The 23,750-nt window shown below is 64.5% G+C and carries 11 protein-coding genes; 4 read left to right on the top strand and 7 right to left on the bottom strand.

From position 1 onward, the window contains the following. Window positions 1–52 precede the first annotated feature (52 nt). The gene (locus JMN22_RS08225) at window positions 53–898 is read right to left on the bottom strand and encodes a type 1 glutamine amidotransferase domain-containing protein (RefSeq protein WP_198797256.1); all 846 of its coding nucleotides are present in this window, start codon (window positions 896–898) and stop codon (window positions 53–55) included. A 98-nt stretch (window positions 899–996) separates the two neighbouring features. Between JMN22_RS08225 and JMN22_RS08220 the strand changes: the two genes are divergently transcribed. Beyond that, complete coding sequence (locus JMN22_RS08220) at window positions 997–1,893, top strand: LysR family transcriptional regulator (RefSeq protein WP_198797257.1); 897 nt, start codon at window positions 997–999, stop codon at window positions 1,891–1,893. 186 nt (window positions 1,894–2,079) lie between these two features. Here JMN22_RS08220 and JMN22_RS08215 read toward each other — a convergent pair whose 3' ends face one another. From JMN22_RS08215 to JMN22_RS08200, 4 genes are all read right to left on the bottom strand, one after another. Further along, window positions 2,080–2,307 (bottom strand): MbtH family protein, encoded by a 228-nt coding sequence (locus JMN22_RS08215; RefSeq protein WP_030141931.1) that lies wholly within the window; start codon window positions 2,305–2,307, stop codon window positions 2,080–2,082. An 84-nt stretch (window positions 2,308–2,391) separates the two neighbouring features. Further along, entirely contained in the window at window positions 2,392–3,801 is a 1,410-nt protein-coding gene (locus JMN22_RS08210; RefSeq protein WP_198797258.1) for an aspartate aminotransferase family protein, read from the bottom strand. A 263-nt stretch (window positions 3,802–4,064) separates the two neighbouring features. After that, complete coding sequence (locus JMN22_RS08205) at window positions 4,065–5,399, bottom strand: sensor histidine kinase (protein WP_030141929.1); 1,335 nt, start codon at window positions 5,397–5,399, stop codon at window positions 4,065–4,067. Continuing rightward, on the bottom strand, window positions 5,396–6,076 hold the full coding sequence (locus tag JMN22_RS08200) for a response regulator (RefSeq protein ID WP_030141928.1): 681 nt from the start codon (window positions 6,074–6,076) through the stop codon (window positions 5,396–5,398). The genes JMN22_RS08205 and JMN22_RS08200 overlap by 4 nt, the downstream gene beginning before the upstream one ends. A 172-nt stretch (window positions 6,077–6,248) precedes the next feature. Here JMN22_RS08200 and dsbD point away from each other — a divergent pair, with 172 nt between their 5' ends. The 3 genes from dsbD to dsbG are packed head-to-tail and all read left to right on the top strand — an operon-like array spanning window position 6,249 to window position 9,588. Further along, entirely contained in the window at window positions 6,249–7,976 is a 1,728-nt protein-coding gene (gene dsbD / locus JMN22_RS08195) for a protein-disulfide reductase DsbD (RefSeq protein WP_198797259.1), read from the top strand. Next, window positions 7,976–8,845 (top strand): TlpA disulfide reductase family protein, encoded by an 870-nt coding sequence (locus JMN22_RS08190; RefSeq protein ID WP_198797260.1) that lies wholly within the window; start codon window positions 7,976–7,978, stop codon window positions 8,843–8,845. The genes dsbD and JMN22_RS08190 overlap by 1 nt, the downstream gene beginning before the upstream one ends. Then, on the top strand, window positions 8,821–9,588 hold the full coding sequence (dsbG, locus tag JMN22_RS08185) for a thiol:disulfide interchange protein DsbG (protein WP_198797261.1): 768 nt from the start codon (window positions 8,821–8,823) through the stop codon (window positions 9,586–9,588). The genes JMN22_RS08190 and dsbG overlap by 25 nt, the downstream gene beginning before the upstream one ends. A gap of 149 nt (window positions 9,589–9,737) precedes the next feature. Here dsbG and JMN22_RS08180 read toward each other — a convergent pair whose 3' ends face one another. Continuing rightward, window positions 9,738–10,550 (bottom strand): alpha/beta fold hydrolase, encoded by an 813-nt coding sequence (locus tag JMN22_RS08180; protein ID WP_198797262.1) that lies wholly within the window; start codon window positions 10,548–10,550, stop codon window positions 9,738–9,740. Between the two features lie 194 nt (window positions 10,551–10,744). Then, complete coding sequence (locus JMN22_RS08175) at window positions 10,745–23,731, bottom strand: non-ribosomal peptide synthetase (RefSeq protein ID WP_198797263.1); 12,987 nt, start codon at window positions 23,729–23,731, stop codon at window positions 10,745–10,747. Window positions 23,732–23,750: the final 19 nt, after the last annotated feature.

Genomic DNA, 23,750 nt, shown 5'->3' with positions numbered 1-23,750 from the left:
CAAGCTGCAAGCCAGAGTGGCCGCTGTTAGCTTGTAGCTTGTAGCTTGTAGCTTAAGGCTCTAGTCGCTTCACCAGCGCCTGCCCCACCTCCAGCGCCGACGCCGGGTTCTGGCCGGTGATCAACTCCCGGTCCATGACCACATGGGACGTCCACGGCGAGGTATTGCTGCTGTATTGGCCGCCCGCCTGCTCCAATGCAGTCTGCGGATAGAATTTCATGGCCCCACCGCCCAGCAGCCCCTTGGCCAACTCCTCTTCCTGATTGCTGATGACCGTCATCTTGTACCCGGCGTAAATCCAACCGGACTGGGCCGAGGCCTGGCCCTTGGTGGCCAGCTGGCCGACGAAGCCGTTGGCATCGGGTAGCGTCGACAACAGGGCGATCGGCCCGTGGCAGACCAGTGCGGTGGTTTTGCCTTTCTCATGGAAGTGCGTCAAGACCCGGCCCAGCGGCGCGCTGGTGAGCAGGTCCTGCATCGGCGCGTGCCCACCAGGAACGTACAGCGCATCGAACCGATCCAGGCCCATTTGTTCGGCACGGGTCAGGCTGATCAACGGTGAGTCTTCGGGCGAGGTGATTTTCAGTCGGGCCAGCAACGCCTGGTAGCGCTCAAGCTCCGCCGCGTCGTTATTGAAATACATCTTGTCCACCGAGGAGCGGTCCAGGGTCGGCGCCTTGCCCTCGGGCGTGGCGAAGGTCACGTGGTGACCGGCATCCAGCAACAGCTTCACCGGTTGTAGCAGCTCGTTGAGGTAGAACCCTGTGGAAAAGACCTGGCCATTTTTCAGATCCAGATGATCGGCATCCGACAGAACCACGAGCACGTTGTCGGCATGGGCCGCGGCACTGATACCGGCCAGAACGACAGACGTTGCCAAGGCAGTGAGCTTTTTCATGATGACTCCGCTTCGATAAAAGTTGTGCTCACTGTATTGATGCGCCTGCTGGCGATAAACTGGCTTCCAGGAACATCACTTGGCCTCTGGAGGCAATAATGGCCCGTCGATTCGATCATCTGGCCGATGTGGAAGCCTTCGTCACCGTCGTGGAAAAAGGCACCCTCAGCGCTGGCGCCATCGCCCTCGGCACCACGCCTTCGGTGCTGAGCCGCGCCATCTCGCGCCTCGAAGCCCGGCTCGGGGTGCAGCTGTTGCGCCGCACCACCCGACGGCTGAACCTGACCGATGCGGGGACGTTGTACCTGGAACAGTCGCGCTCGGCCTTTGCCCTGATTGATGATGCCGAGCGACGAATCCAGGGCCAGGACGGCGTGTTGACCGGCCGCGTGCGCCTGAGCGTGCCAACCACTTATGGCCATTACCGCCTGCCGGCGCTGCTGTCGCGTTTCGCCCAGGCTTGCCCGCAGGTGCGAGTCGAGCTGAGCATCACCAACCGCAACGTCGACCTGGTGGCCGAAGGGTATGACCTGGCGATCCGCCTCGGGCCGCTGCCGGACAGTGGATTGGTCGGCCGCAAATTGGAAGACGCCCGCCTCTGCCTGGTGGCCGCGCCGCGCTACCTGGCGCGCGCCGGGACGCCCCTGCGCATCGATGAACTGGCCGCCCACGCCTGCCTGCCCTTTGTGATGCCCAGCAGCGGACGCATCGCGCCGTGGCTGTTTCGCGAAAACCAGGAAGATCGTGAATGGTTGCCGGCGGGCAATGTGCAAGTGTCCGATGACGTGCTGGGCATCGTGTCCCTGGCCCAGGCCGGGATGGGGATCTGCCAGAGCTATGAATTCATCGTCCGGGAGCGAGTCGAGCGAGGGGAACTGGTGGAGTTGCTGGAGGACTTTGGCGGCCGCAGTCGAACGTTTTCCATCATCTACCCGCCCCATCGACAATTGCCGGCGGCGGCGCGGGCGTTGATTGATTTCATGGCGGAACAATAGGTGGTAAACGCCACCCCCTGTGTGTGCGAGCTTGCTCGCGATTGCGGAGTGTCAGTCAGCATCAATGTTGCTGATCCGCCGCTATCGCGAGCAAGCTCGCTCCCACATGGGGCCCGACGTGACTGCAAGATTTGTATTTCCCTACAGCCCTACTGGAAAATTTCCGTGCTGCCACAGCTTCAACAGTTAGTGAGCCGCTGCCGCCTGCTCTTCCATCTTCTTGCGCAAGCTCAACGGCCGCATGTCGGTCCAGACCTCTTCGATGTAGGCCAGGCATTCCTTCTTGAAGCCGCTCTTGCCGACGGTGCGCCAGCCCTCGGGAACGGCCTTGTAGTCCGGCCAGATCGAATACTGTTCTTCGTGGTTGACCACGACCTGGAAGAGGATGTCCTCGCGGTCGAATACTGAAGTCATGGTGTTTCTCCGTCGTTGCTCAAGGTTCGCCGCGCCACGGGCGCAGCCAAGGTATGAAAAGGAACGTACCGGGCCGGATGAAAATTAGGCTTCGGCGACGGCGGCCTCCAGGGCGCGCCGGAAAATCTCGGCGACCCGATCGATTTCCGCCGCGGTAATGATCAACGGCGGCAGGAAACGCACCACGCCGCCCTGGCGGCCACCCAGCTCGAGGATCAATCCGCGCTTGAGGCATTCACGCTGCAACCGCGGCGCCAGGCGTGCATGCACCGGCGGATGCCCCAAGGCGTCCGGCTTGCCGGTCGGGTCCACCAGCTCGACGCCGAGCATCAGGCCGCGACCGCGAATGTCACCCAACTCCGCGAAATCCCGCTGCAGGATGTGCAAGTGCTCGCTCAAGCGCTCGCCCATGGCGGCGGCGTGGGCCGACACGTTGTGCTCCACCAGGTAGCGCATCACCGCAGAACCGGCGGCCATGGCCATCTGGTTGCCGCGGAAAGTCCCGGCATGGGCTCCCGGCAGCCAGGTATCGAGCCAATCGCGATAAACCACAACCGCCAACGGCAGGCTGCCACCGATGGCCTTGGACAGTACGACCACGTCCGGAATGATGCCGGCGTGCTCGAACGCGAACATCTTGCCGGTCCGGCCAAAGCCACTCTGGATTTCATCGACGATCAGCGCCACCCCGGCCTGCTCGGTGATCCGCCGCAGGCCGCGCAGCCAATCCAGATCGGCCGGTATGACACCGCCCTCGCCCTGCACCACTTCGACGATGACCGCTGCTGGCAATTGCACGCCGGCCTCCGGATCGTTCAGCAGGTTTTCCAGGTAATGCAGATTGGCCTTGATCCCCTCCGCGCCGCCCAGTCCGAACGGGCAGCGGTAATCATAGGGATACGGCATGAACTGCACGCCGTTGCTGAGCAACGCCCCCAAAGGCTTCTTCGGCCCCAGGCTGCCCATCAGGCTCAGCGCGCCCTGGCTCATCCCGTGATAACCGCCCTGGAACGACAACACCGTGCTACGCCCCGTTGCGGTGCGGACCAACTTGAGCGCGGCTTCCACTGCGTCGGTGCCGGTAGGGCCGCAGAACTGGATTTTCGCTTCTGCGGCGAGGGCCGGCGGCAACAGGCCGAACAGGTCCTGGACAAAGCGGTCCTTGACCGGTGTGGTCAGGTCCAGGGTATGCAGCGGCAGCTCATCGGCAAGCACTTGCTGGATCGCCTCGATCACCACCGGGTGGTTGTGCCCGAGCGCCAGCGTGCCGGCGCCGGCCAGGCAATCGATGAACGTGCGGCCCTCGACATCTTCTACGTACAGACCCTTGGCGCGCTTGAGGGCCAAGGGGATTCGTCGTGGATAGCTGCGGGCATTGGATTCCTGGCGACTCTGGCGGGCCAGCAAGGGTGATTCGTTGAATTGATAAAGCGTCTCGACCTGCGCAGGGCTGACCCGTGCTGGCGGTGCTTGGATAGGACTGGTGACTGGCATGTTCTCGACCCCGGGATGAGTGACCAAAAGGCGCACCGGGCAGGTGCGCATTCCGAAGCGCACATGCAGGTTTCCTGTTGTGGAAACGCATCAGCGAGGCAAGGATTTACTGCCGGATAAAGACCGTGGCGAGGGAGCTTGCTCCCGCTGGGCTGCGCAGCAGCCCCTCAAGCCAGGACACGCGGACCGTCAGATGAATCAAGCCCACAGGTTTGAGCCCGCTGCGCGGTCCAGCGGGAGCAAGCTCCCTCGCCACAGGTTATCTACGGACCGGGCGATAGTTGCACCGGCACGGTCAGCTCGACACGCAACCCGTCCGGGCGGCTGTCGAACTGCAGGCCGCAGCCGCAACGCTGGACGATGGCCTGGACAATCGCCAGCCCGAGTCCGCAGCCGTTGCTCTGGCCATTGCGCCAGAAGCGCTGGGTCAGGTGCTGGATATCGTCGGCTGCGATGCCAGGACCGTGGTCGCGCACCTGGAACCGCACACGCTGGCCGATCATTTCCAGGTTCAATTCGATCTCGGTGTCGTCCGGGGTATGGCGCACGGCGTTCTCCAGCAGGTTGCGCAGCGCGGCGATGGACAGCACGGCCGGCATCTGCACCGGCGCATCGGTCAGTTGAGGCGACAGCTGCAATTTGATCCGCCGGGGTGCGCCGCCGGTCGCGTCCTGGATGGCCAGCCGCGCAACCTGCTCGGCGTTGTATTGCACCCCGTCATCGAACGACAGGCTGCCCTCCACCCGGGCCAGCAGCAACAGTTGCTCCAGCGTGCGATGCAATCGGTCGGCGCCCTCTTCCGCCCGGGCCAGGGACTGGTCACGGGCGGCGCCCTCGGTCATGCGCGCCACCTGCAGGTGTGTCTTGATGGCGGTCAACGGGCTGCGCAGTTCATGGGCGGCATCGCCGGTCAGCCGTCGCTCGCGCTCGATGGTCTTGCCGATGCGCTGGAGCAACTGGTTCTGGGTCTCCAGCAAAGGCCGCAATTCGCTGGGCAATGGGTGAATCTGCAACGGCTCGAGGGAATCCGCGTTGCGCCGCGTCAGTGCATCGCGCATGCGGTTGAGCGGCGCCAAGCCCTGGCCGATGCCCAGCCACAGCAGGCACAGGCAACCGAGCAAGGCCACGCCGACCGGCACCGAGGCCGCCAGCAGCACCGACAGGTTCAACGCCTCGCGTTCGATCTGGCGGTCGGCGGTGGTAATGCGCAAGTCGCCTCGGGCCAGGGTAAAACTGCGCCATGGCGCGCCGTCGATCATCTGGTCGTGGAAACCCATTTTCTCGGCTTCCAGGGGCTGCCCCGGGGTGTCATGGCTGCGCGCGAGAATCTCCCCACGCAGGGAGCTGACCTGACAGGCCATGCCACCTGGGACGCTCAATTGTTCCGCGCTGAAATGCGTGCCCTCCCCCTTGCTGGGTACCGGCGGCAACTGCTCCAGCAAGCCGGCGACCATCCGCGCCGAAGCCACCAGGCGCTGGTCGAGGGAAAACATCATCTGGTTGCGCAGGTCGCTGAGCATCCAGGCCGCAGCCAAGGCCCAGATCAGGGCAAAGGCCGCGCCGAGGGTCAGGCTCAGGCGCAGTCGCAGGCTGATCACTTGGCCGATTCCCCGCCATCGGCCGGCCCCAGGCGATAGCCCAGGCCGCGCACCGTCTCGACAATCCCGTTGCCCAACTTGCGCCGCAAATGGTGGATATGGACGTTCAAGGCGTTGCTTTCCAGCTCGTCGTTGAAGCCATAGACGCTGTCCTTGAGTTGCTCGGTGGAGAGCACCCGGCCACGACTGTGCAGCAGCGCCTGCAACAGCGACTGCTCGCGGCGGGACAGGTCCACCGGTTGGCCGTCCAAGGTGGTTTCCCGGCTGCTCGGGTCATAAGTCAGGCGACCATGCTCGATCAGGTTGACACTGCGCCCGGCCACGCGCCGCAGCAACGTGTGCAAGCGCGCCGCCAGTTCGCGCAGGTCGAAGGGCTTGAGCAAGTAGTCATCGGCCCCGGCCTGCAAGCCATCGACCCGGTCGGTCACCGAATCCCGCGCGGTGAGGATCAGCACAGGCATTTCCAGGCCTTGCTGGCGTAGCTGCTTGAGCAACTTGAGGCCGTCTTCATCCGGCAGGCCCAGGTCCAACACCATGACGTCGAATGTCGCCACGCCGACCATCGCCCGCGCCGCCGATGCGGTGGCGACGTGCTCGACGGTCAGGCCTTGAGCCGTGAGCCCGGCAACGATGCCGCTGGCAATCAACTCATCGTCTTCGCAGACCAGTACGTGCATGGTGAGCCCCACGGAAAAAGGTAGATTAGGCGGGTGGCCGATTAAGCCGACATTATGCGACGAGTCGGGCAAATATGGGCGATCATTGGCGCCTGCCGGTATCGCCGGGTTAATCGACGGTTAATCGCCGGTCGCCACTGTGCCCTTCACTTGCTTCGTTAAGGCTTTGTCCATGCGTCGATTGTTTTTGCTGTGGCTGTTCCTGATCTCGGGCCTGGCCCAGGCCGCCAATCCCTTCGAAACCAAACCCGATTTCCTGCCGGTGGAGAAGGCATTCGTCTTCACTTCCGAACGCCTGGATTCCGGTGAGACCCAACTGTTCTGGCAGATCGCCGACGGGTACTACCTGTATCAGCAGCGGCTCAAGTTCGATGGCCTGGCCGACGCGCAAAAACCCAAGCTGCCCGAGGGCGAAGCACACAGCGACGAATTCTTCGGCGACCAGCAAGTATATCGCCAGGCCCTGGAGCTGAAGATTCCTGCCGGGACGACCGGCAAGATCAAGGTCGGCTTCCAGGGCTGCGCCGATGCGGGCCTGTGCTATCCGCCCCAGACCCAAGTCGTCGACCTGGGCGGCAACACGCCGGTGGCAGCCACTGGCGAAGCGCAGGACCAGGCCCTGGCCAGCGGCTTGCAACAGCGCGCGCTGGGCTGGAGCCTGCTGGTGTTCTTTGGTTTGGGACTGTTGCTGGCGTTTACCCCCTGCTCGCTCCCGATGCTGCCGATCCTTGCGGGATTGGTCGTGGGCAGCGGCGCCGGCCCTCGGCGCGGCCTGGCATTGGCTGGCAGCTACGTGATCAGCATGGCCTTGGTCTATGCCGCCATGGGTGTGCTCGCGGCGCTGTTGGGCGCCAATCTCCAGGCAGTGCTGCAGCAACCCTGGTTGTTGGGGACTTTTGCGGCAGTGTTCGTGGTGTTGGCGCTGCCGATGTTCGGCTTTTTCGAATTGCAACTGCCAGCCGCCCTGCGTGATCGCTTGGAAAACGCCGGCCGCCAGCGCCGCGGCGGCAGCCTGGTGGGCGCTGGCATTCTCGGGGCGTTGTCCGGCCTGTTGGTCGGCCCCTGCATGACCGCCCCCTTGGCCGGCGCGCTGCTGTACATCGCCCAGAGTGGCAATGCGCTGCACGGCGGCCTGATCCTGTTCACCATGGGCGTCGGCATGGGCCTGCCGCTGTTGCTGCTGGTGACCGTGGGCAATCGCTTCCTGCCCAAGCCCGGCGCCTGGATGAACCTGCTCAAAGGTGTGTTCGGCTTTCTGTTCCTGGGTACCGCGCTGCTGATGATCCGCCCGGTCATCGATGGCTCGTTGTGGATCGGCCTGTGGGGCGCGCTGCTGGTGATTGCGGCCTATTGCGCCTGGCGCCAGACCGAAGGGTTCGGCCGCGCTGCCTATCTGTGGGGCAGCGTATCGCTGCTGTTCGGCCTGTGGGGCAGCCTGTTGGTGATGGGGGCAGCGGGCGGCAGCGATGATCTGTTCAAGCCGCTGGAGGTCTACAGCGGTGCCCGCGCCACTGCGACCGCCGAGACCCGGGACGCATTCACCACGGTCAGCGAGCCCGCCGCCCTGCAACGCGAACTGGACGCCGCCAAGGCCCGGGGCCAGTGGGTCTTGCTGGACTACTACGCCGACTGGTGCGTGTCCTGCAAGATCATGGAAAAACAGGTATTCGGCCGCACAGAGGTGCTGGACGCCGTGAAAGGCGTGCGCCTGCTGCGCCTTGACGTCACCGCCGACACACCGGCCAGCCGCGAACTGCTCAGCCGCTATCAGGTACCGGGGCCACCCAGCTTGTTGTGGATCGGCACCGACGGTGAAGAACGTCGCAACCAGCGGATTACCGGCGAAGTCGACGCCAAGGGTTTCCTGGAGCGCTGGAACACGACGCGGAACGCGCCCTGATGTTGACGTTGACCTTGGGCACCTTTGCCATCGCCCTCAATCATCTGCTGTTGATCAGCGCATTGGCGTTGGCGACTTTCGTCGGCTGGCGGGTGGCAAGACGCGGCGGCGAAAACCCCGAATCGGTGCTGTTCGGACTGTTCCTGCTGGGACTCCTGACCGCAAGGATCGGGTTTGTCGTCGCTTACTGGAAACATTATCGGGATGACCCGTGGCAGATCGTCGATCTGCGCGACGGCGGCTTCCTCGCCTGGCCGGGCATCATCGCGCTGCTGGTCGGCGCCCTGCTATGGGCACGGCGCCGTCCGGGCCTGCGTCGACCGTTGGCTTTCAGTGTCACCGGCGGCCTGCTGTTCTGGCTCGTGGGAACAATGTCGCTGACGATCTATGAACAAGGCACCCGCTTGCCGGAGATCGACCTGCGCACTGCCGACGGCGAAACCGTGAGCCTCATCGATTATCAGGGCGGCCCGCTGGTGATCAATCTCTGGGCCACCTGGTGCCCGCCCTGCCGACGTGAAATGCCGGTGCTGGAAGAAGCCCAGAAACAGCGTCCGAACCTGACGTTCCTGTTCGTCAACCAGGCCGAAAGCATGCAAAGCGTGAGCACCTACCTCGCCACGCAGGGCTTGAGCCTCACCAACGTGTTGTTCGACGGCAGCGGTCGCCTTGGCCATGCCGTCGGCTCGATGGCGCTGCCAACGACACTGTTCTACAGCGCCGACGGCCGCCTGCTCGGCAGTCACCTGGGCGAATTATCCGAAGCGAGCCTGGCCCGGGCACTGGAATACTTCGAAACGCCGGGCTCGACCACGGCGGCCCACCCCGCGACAAGGAAACTGCCATGCCCCGCCTCCACCACCTGCTGACCCTGGCCTTCGCCGGCGCGCTGCTGCAAGCGCCGCTGCTCCAGGCCGAAGAACTGCCTGCGGCCATCCAGAAGATCGAAGCGAAGGGCGCGAAAATCGTCGGCACCTTCGAGGCGCCGAACGGCTTGCGCGGTTATGCCGCGCAATACCAGAACCGTGGCATGGCCCTGTACCTGACGCCGGATGGCAAGCATGTGCTGCTGGGCAACCTATATGACGCGGACGGCAAGGACCTGAGCGCCGAGCCGCTGCAAAAACTGGTCTACGCCCCGATGGCCAAGGCCATCTGGGCGAAGATGGAGACCAGCAACTGGATCGCCGACGGCAACAAGGACGCACCGCGCACCGTATACCTGTTCAGCGATCCGAATTGCCCGTATTGCAACATGTTCTGGGAACAGGCCCGGCCCTGGGTCAGGGCCGGCAAGGTGCAGTTGCGCCACATCATGGTGGGCATCATTCGCGAAGACAGCCCGGGCAAATCGGCCGCGCTGCTCGCCGCCAAGGAGCCGGAGAAAGCCCTGGCGGACCATGAGAAGGCCGGCAAGGCCAGTCCGCTCAAGCCGCTCAAGGAGATACCGCCGGCCATCCAGGCAAAACTGGACGCCAACCAGGCGTTGATGGACGAGTTGGAGCTGTCCGCCACCCCGGCGATTTTCTACCTGGATGACAAAGGCGAGCTGCAACAACAGCAAGGCGCGCCGTCGCCGGACAAACTGGTGAAGATTCTCGGACCTAAATGATCCGGGCAGCAACCTGTGGCGAGGGGATTTATCCCCGCTGGGTCGCGAAGCGGCCCCAATACTGTCGACTTGTTTTTTCAGCTTCACCGACGTATCTGGTTTTGGGGCGGCTGCGCAGCCCAGCGGGGATAAATCCCCTCGCCACAAAGTCAGTGCATCCGTTTCAGGAATTTCAACAACGCCTCCGTCACAAACTCCGGATTCTCCAGATTGGAAATATGCCCCGCCTGTGGAATCAGCACATGATCGCAGCCAATCAGCTCGGCCATTTCCAACGCCTCGGACGGTGGCCGAGGCTTGTCCTGGTCACCGCACATCACCAGCGTGCGCTTGGCATCCAATCCGGACAGGCGCGGCAGGATGTCGTCCCGACCAAAAATGATCCGCCCCAACGGCACGATGCTGTCCTTCAGGCGCTCAGTCGGCAGCGCGGCCAAGGTGGCGCGGAACTGTTGATAAAGCGAGGATTGCGGATCGATGCCCGGCCGGAAAAAAATCGGCACGATGATATCGAGCAAAGGCTCGGGAATTGCGCCGCTGGCTTCGATCTTGTCGAACAGCGAAAAGTAATACAGCCGGGTCGGCTCCGGCTCGACGCCGACGTAGGTATCCATCAACACCAGCGACTTCACGCGCTCGGGCGCGGCCAGCGCCAACCGCGCGCCCCACATCCCGCCCACCGACAACCCGACCAGGTTGAAGCAGTCGATCTCCAGGTGATCCATCAACGCCAGCGTTTGACGGGACAGGTCGTCCAGCGAATTCATGCCCTCAGGCAAACGTCCTGACTGCCCATGGCCCCACAGCTCCGGGACGATGACTCGATAGTGCTCCGATAACGCATCAATCTGCGGCGCCCACATGCTCTGGTCCCACAGATAACTGCTGCCCAGCACCACCACCGGGCCATGGCCCTGGTCCAAGTAATGGAGCGGTTGTCCGTCAATCGTTGCAAAGGGCATCGGTGGCCTCCTTGTTTGGGAATGAAAAAATCTTGGGGAGACTGGGCCGCGAAGCGCCAGACGTCAACCTTGGGTCCCTGAGGTGCTGTCAATGGCCTCATCGCGAGCAAGCTCGCTCCCACAGGGAGTGATCGACACAAATCCCATGTGGGAGCGAGCTTGCTCGCGATGGGGCCGTTACACGCACCGCAAAACTAAAGCCCTTCCAACTCCGCCATCAAATCATTCAACCGATCCACCTTCTCCTCGGTGATTTCACTGGCCTCCAACCCACCGATGTATTCAGCCAATTCCCGCACGGTGCTGCACTCGAACATGGCCCTGAGCGGCACGTCCCGTTGCAAGGCTTTTTGCACGCGCGAGGCGATTTGTGTCGCCAGCAACGAGTGTCCGCCCAGCTCGAAGAAATTGTCCCGTACGCCCACCCGCTCGACCTTCAATACCTCGGCCCAGATATCCGCCAGGGTTTGTTCAAGGTCGCTGCTGGGCGCCTGGTAGTCCTGGCTCTGCAGTTGACCGATTTCCAGCGCCGGCAGCGCCTTGCGATCGAGTTTGCCGTTGGCATTGAGGGGCAGGCGATCGAGCCACAGCCAGTGCAGCGGCACCATGTACTCCGGTAATTCGCCGCGCAGGCGCTGTTTGATTCGATCCAGGCGTTCGCTCGGGCTCAGCGTGGCGTCGGCGGCAACCAGATAGCCCACCAGGTGCTTGCCATTGACGCTTTCCTGCACGCCGACGGCCGCGTCGCGGACTTCAGGCTGCTCGTGCAGCCGTGCTTCGATTTCCCCCAATTCGATGCGGTAGCCACGAATCTTCACCTGATGGTCGATGCGCCCGACATATTCCAGCACGCCATCGCTGCGGCGACGTGCCAGGTCGCCGGTGCGGTACAGCCGCTCGCCGGGTGCGCCGAACGGGTTGGGCACGAACACCGGCGCGGTACGCAGCGGATCGCCGACATAACCACGCCCCACCCCGGTTCCGGCGACGCACAGCTCCCCCACCGCACCCACTGGCACCAGTTCCAGGGCGCCGTCGAGCAGGTACAAACGGTTATTGTCGGTGGGCGTACCGATGGGCAGGTAGGTGCCACGGGTCGAGGCCATGTCGACTCGGAAGAACGCCACGTCATCGGAACATTCGGCCGGGCCGTAGGCATTCACCAGGCCGATGTCCGGGTAACGCGCCAGCCACTGATGGGCGAGTTCCGGTGGCATCGCTTCGCCAGTGGGCAGCATCCAGCGCAAGCCATCCAGGCCGATGCGCTCCTGGGCAAGCATGCCCTGGATCAACGACGGCACGCTCTCCAGCACGGTAATGCCCTGGCGTCCGACATGGTCCAGCAGGCCTTGCGGATCGTGGGCGATCACATTGGGCACGATGTCCACCCGAGCCCCGAACAGCGGCGCGGCCAGGAACTGCCACACCGAAATATCGAAGCTCTGGGACGCGGTCTGGGCAATCACATCGGCCTCATCCAGCGCCAGGTACGGCACTTTGCTGAGCTGGTTGTTGAGCATGCCGCGCTGCTGGACCATCACACCTTTGGGCAACCCGGTGGAGCCAGAGGTGTAGATCACGTAGGCGAGGTTGTCCGGCCCGCTGTAAACGCCGGGATTTTCCACCGCCTTATCACTGGCCTGGACGTCTTCCCAGACCAGCAGCTTCGGCCGCCCGGCACAGGCGAACGCTTCCAGCAAGGCCAGCGCCTGCTCGTGACAAGCCCGCGTGCACACCAGCAACGGTGTGCGGCTCAGCTCGATGATGCGGCTCAGGCGCTGGCTCGGCAGGCCCGGGTCCAGCGGCAGGTAACCGCCGCCAGCCTTGAAGCTGCCGATGATCATGCCGAGCAAATCCAGGTCGCGCTCGGCCAGAAGCGCCACCGGCTGGTCGAGACCGACGCCCGCCTCGATCAGCGCATGGCCGAGACGGTTGCTGCGTTCGTTCAACTCGGCGTAAGTCCAGGTGTCGTCCTGGCAACTGGCGGCAATGCGTTGCGGATGAGCCGTCACTCGGGCCTCGAACAGTTCGGCGTAACTCTGTTCCAGCGGATAGGCTCGCGCGCTCTGATTGCAACCTTCAGTGAGGAAATCCTTCTCTTCAGATCCGATCAGTGCCAGTTCGGCCATGTCGCCGTGGAAACCTTCCATCAACGCCAGCAGCAATCGCTTGAACTCGCCCAGCAGCCCTTGGACCGTCGACTCATCGAAGTAACGCTGGTCGTAGGACAGGTGCAGCCCCAGGTCGTCGCCCGGATAACACACCGCCGTCAGCGGGAAGTTGGTGTGGGTGCGGCCTGAATCCGAGGTGGCATTGAGGCTCTGGGCGCGGTCCAGCACCGAAACCTCCACCGGCGCGTTCTCGAATACGAACAGGCTGTCAAACAACGGCTGGCCCTTGGGCAGCTCGCTGACTTCCTGGATGCTCACCAGCGGCAGGTATTCGTATTCGCGCAGTTGCATGTTGCTGTCCAGCAAGCCGTTGAGCCATTGGCGCACGCTGCAGCGCTGGCCATCCGCCGGGATCCGCACCCGCAAGGCAACGCTGTTGATGAACAGCCCCACCGTGCGCTGCATCTGCGGCAGCTCCACCGGACGCCCGGCCACGGTGACGCCGAACAATACGTCGCGATCACCGCTGATACGGCGCAACACCAGGGCCCACGCGGCCTGGGCAAAGGTGTTGACGGTCAATTGATGGGCCTGGGCCAGCTCGCGCAGGCGCGCACCGTCCCGGGCGTCGAGGCGGGTGTAGCAATCGCCGACAACCATGCCGCCGCTCTCACCGGCGTGTTCGCGCAGGAACGGCCGGTCACCCGGGATCGGCGTGGTCCGCTCGAAGCCTTGCAGGTTCTGTTTCCACCATTGCCGAGCTTCGGCCAAGCTCTGGCGCTGCAGCCAGCCAATATAGTCGCGATAGCGCGGCGGCACGGCCAGGCGAGGCTCGCGCTGTTCGCCGAGGGCGGTGTAGATCTCGAAGAAATCATCCATCAGCAACGAACGACACCACGCATCGATGAGGATGTGGTGGTTGCTCATCATGAACCAGTAGCGCGCCGCGCCGACCCGGATCAGGCGCAAGTGGAACGGGGCCTCGTTCAACAGATCGAAACCGGCCTCGCGCTCGCGCTTGAGCAGCGCCTGGAGCTTGGGCTCCTGGGCGTCGTCGGGCACTTGCGTCCAGTCGAGGTATTCCACCGGTGTGCGGCCGGGCTTGTGGATGACCTGCAGCATGTCTTCGCCGACGTTCCAGCAGAACGAGGCGCGCAACGCTTCGTGACGGGCAATCACCGCTTGCCAGGCCTGGGCGAAACGCTGGGGGTCGAGTTCGCTGTTGATGCGGTAGCGGTCCTGCATGTAATACAAGCCCGTACCGGGCTCCAGCAACGTATGCAGCAGCATGCCTTCCTGCATCGGCGTCAGTGGGTAGACGTCTTCGATCTCCGTTGCCGGCACCGGCAGGTTGTCCAGCTGTGCCTGGGTCAGTTTCGCCAGCGGGAAGTCCGACGGCGTCAGGCCGCCCGCCTCGTCCGTGAGGCAATGTTCGATCAGGTGCTGCAATTCCTCGAGGTAGGCGTCGGCCAGCGCGGCGATGGCCTGGCGATCATGGCGCTCGGCGCTGAAGGTCCAGCGCAGCGCCAGTTCGCCGCCACTGACCTGGCAGTCGAGGCTCAGTTCGTTGGGCAGCGGTGCGTCAGGGTCATGGATCGCGCCAAGCGCTTCGTCCAGCGGGCGGAACAACGCCTCCTGGCCGAGGGCATGGTCGAGCTGGCCGAGGTAGTTGAAGGTGATCGTCGCTTGCGGCAGGCAGGCCATGGCCTCGCGGGTGCCGATGTCTGCGAGGTAACGCAGCACGCCATAGCCGAGGCCCTTGTGCGGCACCGCGCGCAGCTGTTCCTTGATGGCTTTGATCGAGTTGCCGATGTCAGCGGCCGACGGGCTCAGGCGCAGCGGATAGACGCTGGTGAACCAACCCACGGTGCGGGTCAGGTCGATGTCATCGAACAGCGCCTCGCGGCCATGTCCTTCGAGCTGGACCAGCACCGATTCATGCTGGCTCCAACGGCACAGCACGCGGGCCAGCGCGGTGAGCAACAGATCATTGACCTGGGTTCGATAGGCGCTGGGAGCTTGTTGCAGAAGTTGCCGGGTGCGCTCGGCGTCCAGGCGCAGGCTGACGATGTCGGCGTGCCGTTCCTGCCGCCCGCCGTCGGGACGGGCGCAAGGCAGCGTCACGTCCGGGCCACTCAACTGGCCTTGCCACCAGCTCAACTCTTCGCGCAGGGACTCACTGCCGGCGTAAGCCTGCAAACGCGCGGCCCAGTCACGGAACGGGCTGGTCTTGGCCGGCAACTGCAGCGTTTGTCTGTCGATGCATTGGCGGTAGGCCGTTTGCAGGTCGTCCATCAACACCCGCCACGACACACCGTCCACCACCAAGTGGTGAATCGCGATCAGCAGGCGCTGCCGACCGTCAGGCAACTCTGCCAACATGGCCCGCAGCAGCGGCCCGCTCGACAGCTCGAAGCCTCGCTGCGCCTGGGCAAACACGGCTTCGCAGGCTTGCGGCGAATCCACCGACACAGCCTCCAGCAGCGCCCCTTCGAACACTGGCTGATGCTCGGCGCGCCAGTGCCCGGCGCGGTTGCCGAAGCCCAGGCGCAAGGCGTCGTGCTGCTCGAACACCGCGCGCAACGCTTGGTCCAGGTAACCCGGCTCCAAGCGCAGGGTCGGCTCCAGCAACAGCGCCTGGTTCCAGTGATGACGGTTGGGTATTTCACTGGCGAAGAACCAATGCTGGATCGGCGTCAGCCCCGACTCACCGCTCAACAATCCTTGCTCGGCGCTCACTTGTTCGCTGCGCGTGGCGACGGCCGCCAGGGCCTGCACGGTCTGGTGCTGGAACAAATCCCGCGGCGTGAAATGCAGCCCTTGTTGCCGGGCCCGGCTGACGACCTGGATCGACAGGATCGAATCGCCGCCCAGCTCGAAGAAGTTGTCGTTGAGGCCGACCTGCCTGACGTTCAAAACGTCGCACCAGATCGTCGCCAACGCTTGCTCCAAGGCACTGCTCGGGGCCACGTACTGTTGGCGATTGAGTTCGGGATCGGGCATCGGCAAGGCGCGGCGGTCGAGCTTGCCGTTGGCGGTCAGCGGCATGCTCGGCAACAGGATCAAGTGCGCGGGCACCATGTAGTCCGGCAGTTGCGCCTTGAGGTGATGCTTCAGCGCTTCGCGCAGCGCCGCTTGCCCGGCGCCATCCTCTTCAGCGATGTCGCTGACCAGGTAACCGGCCAACTGCTTGCCACCCGGCATATCCAAGGCCAAGACCACGGCCTCGCGCACGGCGTCGTGTTCCAGCAGGCGGGTTTCGATTTCCCCCAGTTCGATACGGAAACCGCGAATCTTCACCTGATGGTCGATCCGCCCCAAATACTCCACCTGACCGTCGCCGCGCTGGCGCACCAGGTCCCCGGTGCGGTACAGCCGTCCGCCGTCAGCGCTGAACGGATCGGCGACGAAGCGCTCGGCGGTCATGCCCGGCCGCTGATGATAACCCTGGGCCAACCCGGCGCCGCCGACATACAACTCACCCGTCGCGCCTTGCGGCACCAAGGCCAGGTCGGCGTCGAGAATGTAAGCGACACGAGCGCCGATCACGCTGCCGATCGGTACGCTGCCGGCGCCCTCTTCCAGTTGTTCCGGGGCCAGGCTCGCCAGCGGCATGACCACGGTTTCGGTCGGGCCATAGGCGTTGAAGAACAGGCTCGGGCTGAACGCGGCACGGATGCGCTGCAAATGTTCGCCGGTCAGGGCTTCGCCACCGGTGATGCACATGCGCACCGGCAGCGTCTGGCCCTGGGTTGCCAGCCATTGCGCCAATTGGCTGCCATAGCTGGGCGTGAAACCGAGGATGTTGATGCGGTGCTGGCGGATCAGGCCGCAGATTTCTTCGGCATCCCACTGGCCCTGCGCGCGCAGCACCACGTGGGCGCCACTGAGCAACGGCACCAGCAAGCGCTCGGTGGCGGCGTCGAAATTGATCGAATAGAAATGCAGCTCGCAGTCATCGGGACGCATGCCGAAGCGCTGGATCACCGCCTGGCAATGCATGGCGATCTCACCGTGGGACACCACCACCCCCTTGGGTTTTCCGGTGGAGCCGGAGGTGTAGATCAGATAGGCCTGGTGCTGCGGTAGGTTGATCAGCGGCGGCGACTGGTCGGGATAATCCGCCAGGGCCTCGCGATCGTCCTCCAGGCACCAGCGCTGCACGCCTTCCGGCAGTTCGCCGAGGGCCTGGAACATGGCCCGATCGCTGAGCAGCAAGCCGACGCCGCTGTCCTCGATCATGTAGAGCAAGCGGTCCAGCGGGTATTCCGGATCCAGCGGCACGTAGGCGCCACCCGCCTTGAGGATCGCCAGCAGGCCGACGACCATGTCCAGCGAGCGCTCCAGAGCCAGCCCTACCCGGACCTGCGGCCCGACGCCACGTTCGCGCAACATCCAGGCCAGGCGATTGGCCCTGCGTTCGAGTTCGGCATAGGTCAGGGTCTGCCCGGCGAACGTCAGCGCCGGCGCATCCGAGCGCAACCGGGCCTGCTCTTCAAACAATGAATGGATGCATTGATCCAGGCGATGCTCGCCCGGCTCTTCGCCGAGGCTGTCGAGCAACTGCTGCTGTTCGCTGGCGTCCAGCAACGGCAGCTCGCTTAGCCGCCGAGCCGGATCCACCAACAGCGCTTCCAACAGGTTGCGCCAATGCCCGGCCATGCGGGCGATGCGCGGTTCGTCGAACAGGTCGGTGCTGTAGGTCAGGCAGCAGCCCAGGCGTTGGTCCAGGTCAGTGACTTCCAGGTTGAGGTCGAACTTGGTCGCCCGCGCATCGTTGACCAGATAATCGACGCTCATACCGGCCAGCGTGCGGCTCTGCTGGAACTCCCAGCGCTGCACGTTGCACATCACTTGGAACAGCGGGTTGTACGCCGCACTGCGCGGCGGTTGCAGGGCTTCGACCAAATGATCGAAAGGCAGGTCCTGGTGGGACTGCCCCTCGATGACCGTGTGGCGCACCTGCTCGAACAACTCGCCCACCGACATCTGCCCGTCGAGTTGGCAACGCAGCACTTGGGTATTGAGGAACGCGCCGATCAGCCCTTCGCTTTCCGGACGGATGCGATTGGCCACCGGCGCGCCGATGCGCAGGTCGACCTGGCCGCTGTAGCGATAGAGCAGCACGGCCAGGGCGGCGGTCATGGTCATGAACAGGGTCAAGCCATGCTCGGCGTTGAAGGCACGGACCCGCGCGGCCAAGTCGTCGCCGAGGTCGAAACGGAACAGCTCGCCGCGATGACTTTGTACCGCCGGACGCGGGCGGTCCGCCGGCAATTCCAGCAAGGGATGTTCGCGGCCCAGTTGCGCGGTCCAGTAATCGAGCTGGCGCTGGCGCTCGCCGGACTCCAGCCATTGGCGCTGCCAGGCGCTGTAGTCGAGGTATTGCACCGGCAACGGCTCCAGCGGTGACTCGCGGTCATCGATGAAGGCTTCGTACAGCGCACTGAGCTCGCGGGCGAAAATGTCCATTGCCCAGCCTTCGGTGACGATGTGGTGCAGCGTCAGCACCAGGTAGTGTTCGCGCTCGGCGGTCTTGACCAGGCAGGCCCGCAGCAGCGGCCCGGTTTCCAGGTCGAAGGGCTCGTGGGCCTCGCTGTCCGCCAGCTGCTGCACGCGCTGTTGGCGAAGGTCGGCGTCGAGCATGGAAAAATCTTTCCAGTCCATGCGCAGGCCCGTCTCGTCGTGTACCTGTTGGCGAGGCACGCCGTCGGTGCTCGGGAACGTGGTGCGCAGGGTTTCATGGCGCAGGATCAAGGCCTGCAACGCCGCTTCGAAGCGCCCAACATCCAGCACTCCGCGCAACCGAGCCATGCCGCCGACGTTATAGGCCGGGCTGTCCGGCTCCATTTGCCAGAGGAACCACATGCGCTGCTGGGAATAGGACAGCGGCACCGGTTGGCTGCGGTCGACTTTCTCGATCGGCGGCTGGCGGTTGGTCCGGCCGCTGGCCTGGATCAGCCGCACCTGCTCGGCGAAGGCGCCCAGCTCGCTGGCTTCGAACAGCGTACGCAACGGCAGCTCGACGTCGCAGGCCTGGCGCGTGCGGGAAATGATCTGGGTCGCCAGCAACGAATGGCCGCCCAGGGCAAAAAAATCATCCCGCAGGCCGATGCGGGCAAGGCCGAGTACGTCGCGCCAGATTCCGGCGATCTGCTGTTCGAGGGCGGTGGCCGGCTCGACGTGTTCGCGCACCTGCCATTGCGGCTCCGGCAAGGCGCGACGGTCGAGCTTGCCGCTCGGGCTCAAGGGCATGGCGTCCAGGCGCAACAATTGCGCGGGCACCATGTAGTCCGGCAGCTCGCTGGCGAGGGCGTTTTTCAAGCGAGCGGCTTGGTCGGCCGCCTCTTCATCGGGCGTCGCTGCGGTGTAATAGCCGATCAACTGCGGACCGGCCGCCGTGTCGCGCACCAGCACCGCCGCCTGGGCGACGCCGTCCTGGGCCAGCAAGCGCGCCTCGATTTCCTGTGGCTCGACACGGAAACCACGCAGCTTGACCTGCTGATCGAGGCGGCCGAGGTATTCGATCACGCCGTCGGCATCCCAGCGCGCCAGGTCGCCAGTGCGGTACAGGCGTGCGCCAGCCGATCCTTGGGGATCGGCGATAAAACGTTCAGCCGTCAGCGCGGGACGCCCGAGGTAACCCCGGGCCAGGCCCAGGCCACCGATGCACAGCTCACCCGGCACGCCGACGGGCACGGGATTGAGTTCGTTGTCGAGGATGCGGCACAGCACGTTAGCCAAGGGACGACCGATGGGCGAGCGCTCGCCATCGCCTGCGGTGCAATGCCAATGGGTGACGTTGATGGCGGTTTCGGTCGGGCCGTAGCGATTGTGCAACTGCGCCGTCGGCAGTTGCGCGAGCACTCGGTTGCGCAACTCGGCCGGCAAGGCTTCGCCGCCGGAGAAAATCCGCCGCAGGCTCGTGCAACGGGCACTCAAGGGCTCGTCGATAAACAGGCTGAGCAGCGGCGGGACGAAGTGCAGCGTGGTCACGCCGAACTGCTCGACCAGTTGCGCAATGCGGTGCGGGTCGCGGTGTTCGCCCGGGCCCGCCAGGACCAATTGGCTGCCGGTGATCAGCGGCCAGAAGCATTCCCAGACCGACACGTCGAAACTGATCGGCGCCTTTTGCATCAACACGTCGGTCTCATCCAGCCCATAGGCGGCCTGCATCCATTGCAGGCGCTCGGCGAGGGCCGCGTGAGTATTGCCGACACCCTTGGGTTGGCCGGTCGAGCCGGAGGTGTAGATCACGTAGGCCAGATGATCGCCGTGCAGGTGCAGCCCCGGCGGATTGCTCGGCCATTGCTCCAGGTGCAGCGCGTCCATGGCGATGACGCTGACGCCCTCGCAGGCCGGCAAGCGTTCGAGCAGTGCGGTTTGGGTCAGGAGCAGATCGACACCGCTGTCGTGGAGCATGTAGGCCAGGCGTTCGCTCGGGTAATCGACATCCAGCGGCACGTAGGCGCCGCCGGCCTTGATGATCGCCAGCACGCCGATAAGCAACTGCGGCGAGCGTTCGGCGGCAATCGCCACGCACACGTCCGGGCCGACACCTTTGTCGCGAAGATAATGGGCCAGCCGATTGGCCTGGGCGTGCAGCTCGGCGTAGTCCAGCGCACCACCGTCCCACTGTAATGCAGCGCGTTGCGGGGTGCGGCGGGCCTGCTCATTGAGCAGTTCCGGGAGCCATTGCGTGGCGGGCTCGCAGGGTGCCGCCGCCCAACGCTGCTGCTGGGCGCGTTCTTCGACGCTCAGCAGAGGCAAGTCGCCGAGGGCCTGTCGTGGATCAGCGCAGACCGCCCGCAGCAAGCTGCAAAAATGCTCGGCCAGGCGTGCGATGGTCGCCGCCTCGAACAGCTCGTCCGCGTAGTCGAACGACAGTGTCAGCCGGCCGTTACGGTCTTCTTCGCTGTGCAATTGCAGGTCGAACTTGGCTTCGCGGCTGTGCCATGGCAATTCATCGGCCAACAGCCCCGGCAGGCGCCGCAACGCGCCAAGGTCGCGCTGCTGGTGGTTGAACATCACTTGGAACAGGCCTTGTTCGCGAGCCTGGGGGAAAGCTTCCAGCAGTTGTTCGAAGGGCAGGTCCTGATGAGCCTGGGCGCCGAGCGTCGCCTCCCGGGCCTGGGCCAACAGCGCGGCGAAGGGCCGGCGCGAATCGGTTTGCGCGCGCAGCACCTGGGTGTTGATGAAGAAGCCGATCAGCCCTTGGGTTTCCAGGCGCGGGCGGTTGGCGTTGGGCACGCCGATGCGCAGGTCGGATTGGCCGGTGTAGCGCTGCAGCAAGGCCTGGAACGCCGCCAGCAACAGCATGAATACCGTGGCGTCGTGCGCCTGGGCGACCTGGCGCAGGGCATCACCGAGCGTCTTGTCCAGGCGCAGGCTATGGCGCGCGGCGCTGCGATGCCGCTGGGCACTGCGCGGATGGTCGGTGCTCAGCGCCAGGGTCGGGTGCTCATCGCCCAACTGCTCTTTCCAATAGCGCAGTTGGCGCTCGGCTTCGCCCTGGGCGAGCCATTGTCGCTGCCAACTGCCGTAGTCGGCGTATTGCAGGGGCAGCGGTGCCAGTTCGGCGGTGCGTCCTTGGGACGCGGCGGCATATAGCCGCGAGAACTCGTCGATCAAGACGTTCATCGACCAGCCATCGGCGATGATGTGATGCATCGTCACCAGCAACTGATGATCGTCTTCAGCCAGGCGCAACAAGGTGACCCACAGCAGCGGTCCCTTTTCCAGATCGAACTGAGTGGCCGCTTCGTCTTCGCGGATCTGCCGCGCCCGGGCTTCGCGCTCGTAGGCAGGCATGTCGCTGAGGTCGATCACCTGAAGATTGAACTCACCGGCTGGATCAATCTGTTGCAGGGCCACGCCATCGCGCTCCAGAAAGCGCGTGCGCAAGGATTCGTGGCGCTCGATCAATTGCTGAAAGCTCTGGCGCAGCGCTTGTTCGTCCAGCTCGCCACGCAGGCGCAGGGCGCCGGGGATGTTGTAGGCGCGGCTAGCAGGGTCCAGTTGCCAGGTCAGCCACAAACGGTTCTGGGCCAGGGACTGCGGCAGGGCTTCATCGCGGGCCAACGAATTGATAACGCCCTGGGGCTGGCCTCCGTCTTGTTGCAGATTCGCCACCGCCGTCGCGAAAGCGCCCAGGGTCGGCGCTTCGAAGAGCAGGCGCAGGCTGAGCTCCACGCCCAGCACTTCACGCAACCGCGCAATCACTTGGGTGGCAGTGATGGAGTTACCGCCCAGCAGGAAGAAATGGTCGTCGCTGCGCACTCGATCAACCTGCAACTGCTCGCACCAGAGTTGGCCGATCAGGTCTTGCAGCTCGGATGACGGCGCGAACTCGTCGACAGTCCCAGCCTTTGCCGAGGGAAACAATGCATAGCTGTCGAGGCTGCCGTCCGCCAATCGCGCGCGGCACGCCGAACGTTGCAGTTTGCCGCTGGACGTCTTCGGCAGCGCCCCCGGGTTGAGCAGCACCACCACGCTCGGCGCTTGCTGGCAGGCCTCGGCCACGGCCTGGCGAATCGCGTTGATCAAGGCTTCGGGAGACAGGATCTTCTGCACGCTGCGGCTGATCTCGGCGGCGATGCCGATGCCTTCCTCACCCGCCTCGTTGACGGCGAAGGCGGCGACGCGGCCTTTGCGCACCACCTCCACTTCCCGCTCGATGGTCTGCTCGATGTCCTGTGGATAAAGGTTGTGCCCGCGCACGATCAGCATGTCCTTCAAGCGTCCGGTGATGAACAGTTCGCCTTCGCGGACAAAACCCAGGTCACCGGTGCGCAGCCACGTGCGGCCGTCATGCTCGACGAAGGTCTTGGCGCTGGCCTCGGGGTTGCGCCAGTAACCGTGGGCGATGCTCGGCCCGGCGGCCCAGACTTCGCCGACCTGATTGTCGGCCAACGGTTGCAAGGCGTTGGGCTCCACGATCAGCACCGCATGGCCCGGCTGGCTTACACCGCAGCTCATCACCGCGCTGCCCTGCCCCGGTTCGGCACGGTTCTGCGTCAAGGCCGCGTCGTCCATGCGCATCGAGGGAATGCCCTGGCCACGTGGCGTGCCGGCGACGAACAACGTCGCCTCAGCGAGCCCGTATGAGGCCATGAAACTGTCAGCCGTGAAGCCGCATGCCGCGAACTTCTCGGCGAAGCGCTCCAGGCTGTCGAGGCGGATCGGCTCGGAGCCGGAATAAGCGACGCGCCAGCCGCTCAGGTCGAGACGGCCCAGGGCAGACTCACTGACCCGTTCGCTGCACAGGCGATAGGCGAAGTCCGGGCCGCCGCTGATGGTGCCGCCGTATTCGCTGATCGCTTCGAGCCAGCGCAACGGCCGGGCGAGGAAATAGGCCGGTGACATCAGCACGCAAGGCACGCCGCTGAAGATCGGCTGCAGCAACCCGCCGATCAGCCCCATGTCGTGATACAGCGGCAGCCAGCTGACGATGACATCGTCAGGATTCACATCGATGCCGAAACCATGACGAATCAACAGCTCATTGGCGACGAGGTTGCCGTGGCTGACCTGCACGCCCTTTGGCAATGCAGTGGAGCCGGAGGTGTATTGCAGGAAAGCGATGTCATTGTCTTGCAGGTCCGGCGCCTGCCATTGCTCGGCGCGGGTCGGATCGAGCGTATCGACGCACAGCACTGGCGGCGCCGATTCGATGGCCTGCAAGGTGTCGCGCAAGTCAGCGGTGGTCAGCAACAGCCGAGGTTCGGCGTCGGCGATGATCGACAGCAAGCGCTCCTGATGATGCCGACGAGTGGACTCCGGCGGATAGGCCGGTACGGCGATCACACCGGCGTACAGGCAGCCGAAGAACGCCGCGACGTAATCCGGGCCGCTGGGAAACAGCAGCACCGCTCGGTCGCCGATTTTCGCTTCGCCCTGCAACGCCGCCGCGATCGTCCGGGCGCGCCGGTCCAGGTCGCAATAACTTAGTACCACGCCCTGCTGCGGACTGTCGGCAAGGAAGCGCAAGGCGACCCGATCCGGAGTCAACGCGGCGCGGCGCTGGAGGGCATGGGCCAGGGTGCTGGGGAGTTCGAACGCGTCGGTCATGGGGGGTTCCTGCCTGAAA

The sequence above is a fragment of the Pseudomonas sp. HB05 genome, assembly GCF_016756915.1.
Classification (GTDB): Bacteria; Pseudomonadota; Gammaproteobacteria; order Pseudomonadales; family Pseudomonadaceae; genus Aquipseudomonas; species Aquipseudomonas alvandae.
Note: the sequence above shows the minus strand (reverse complement) of the source record. Positions and strands in the feature narration are given on the sequence as shown.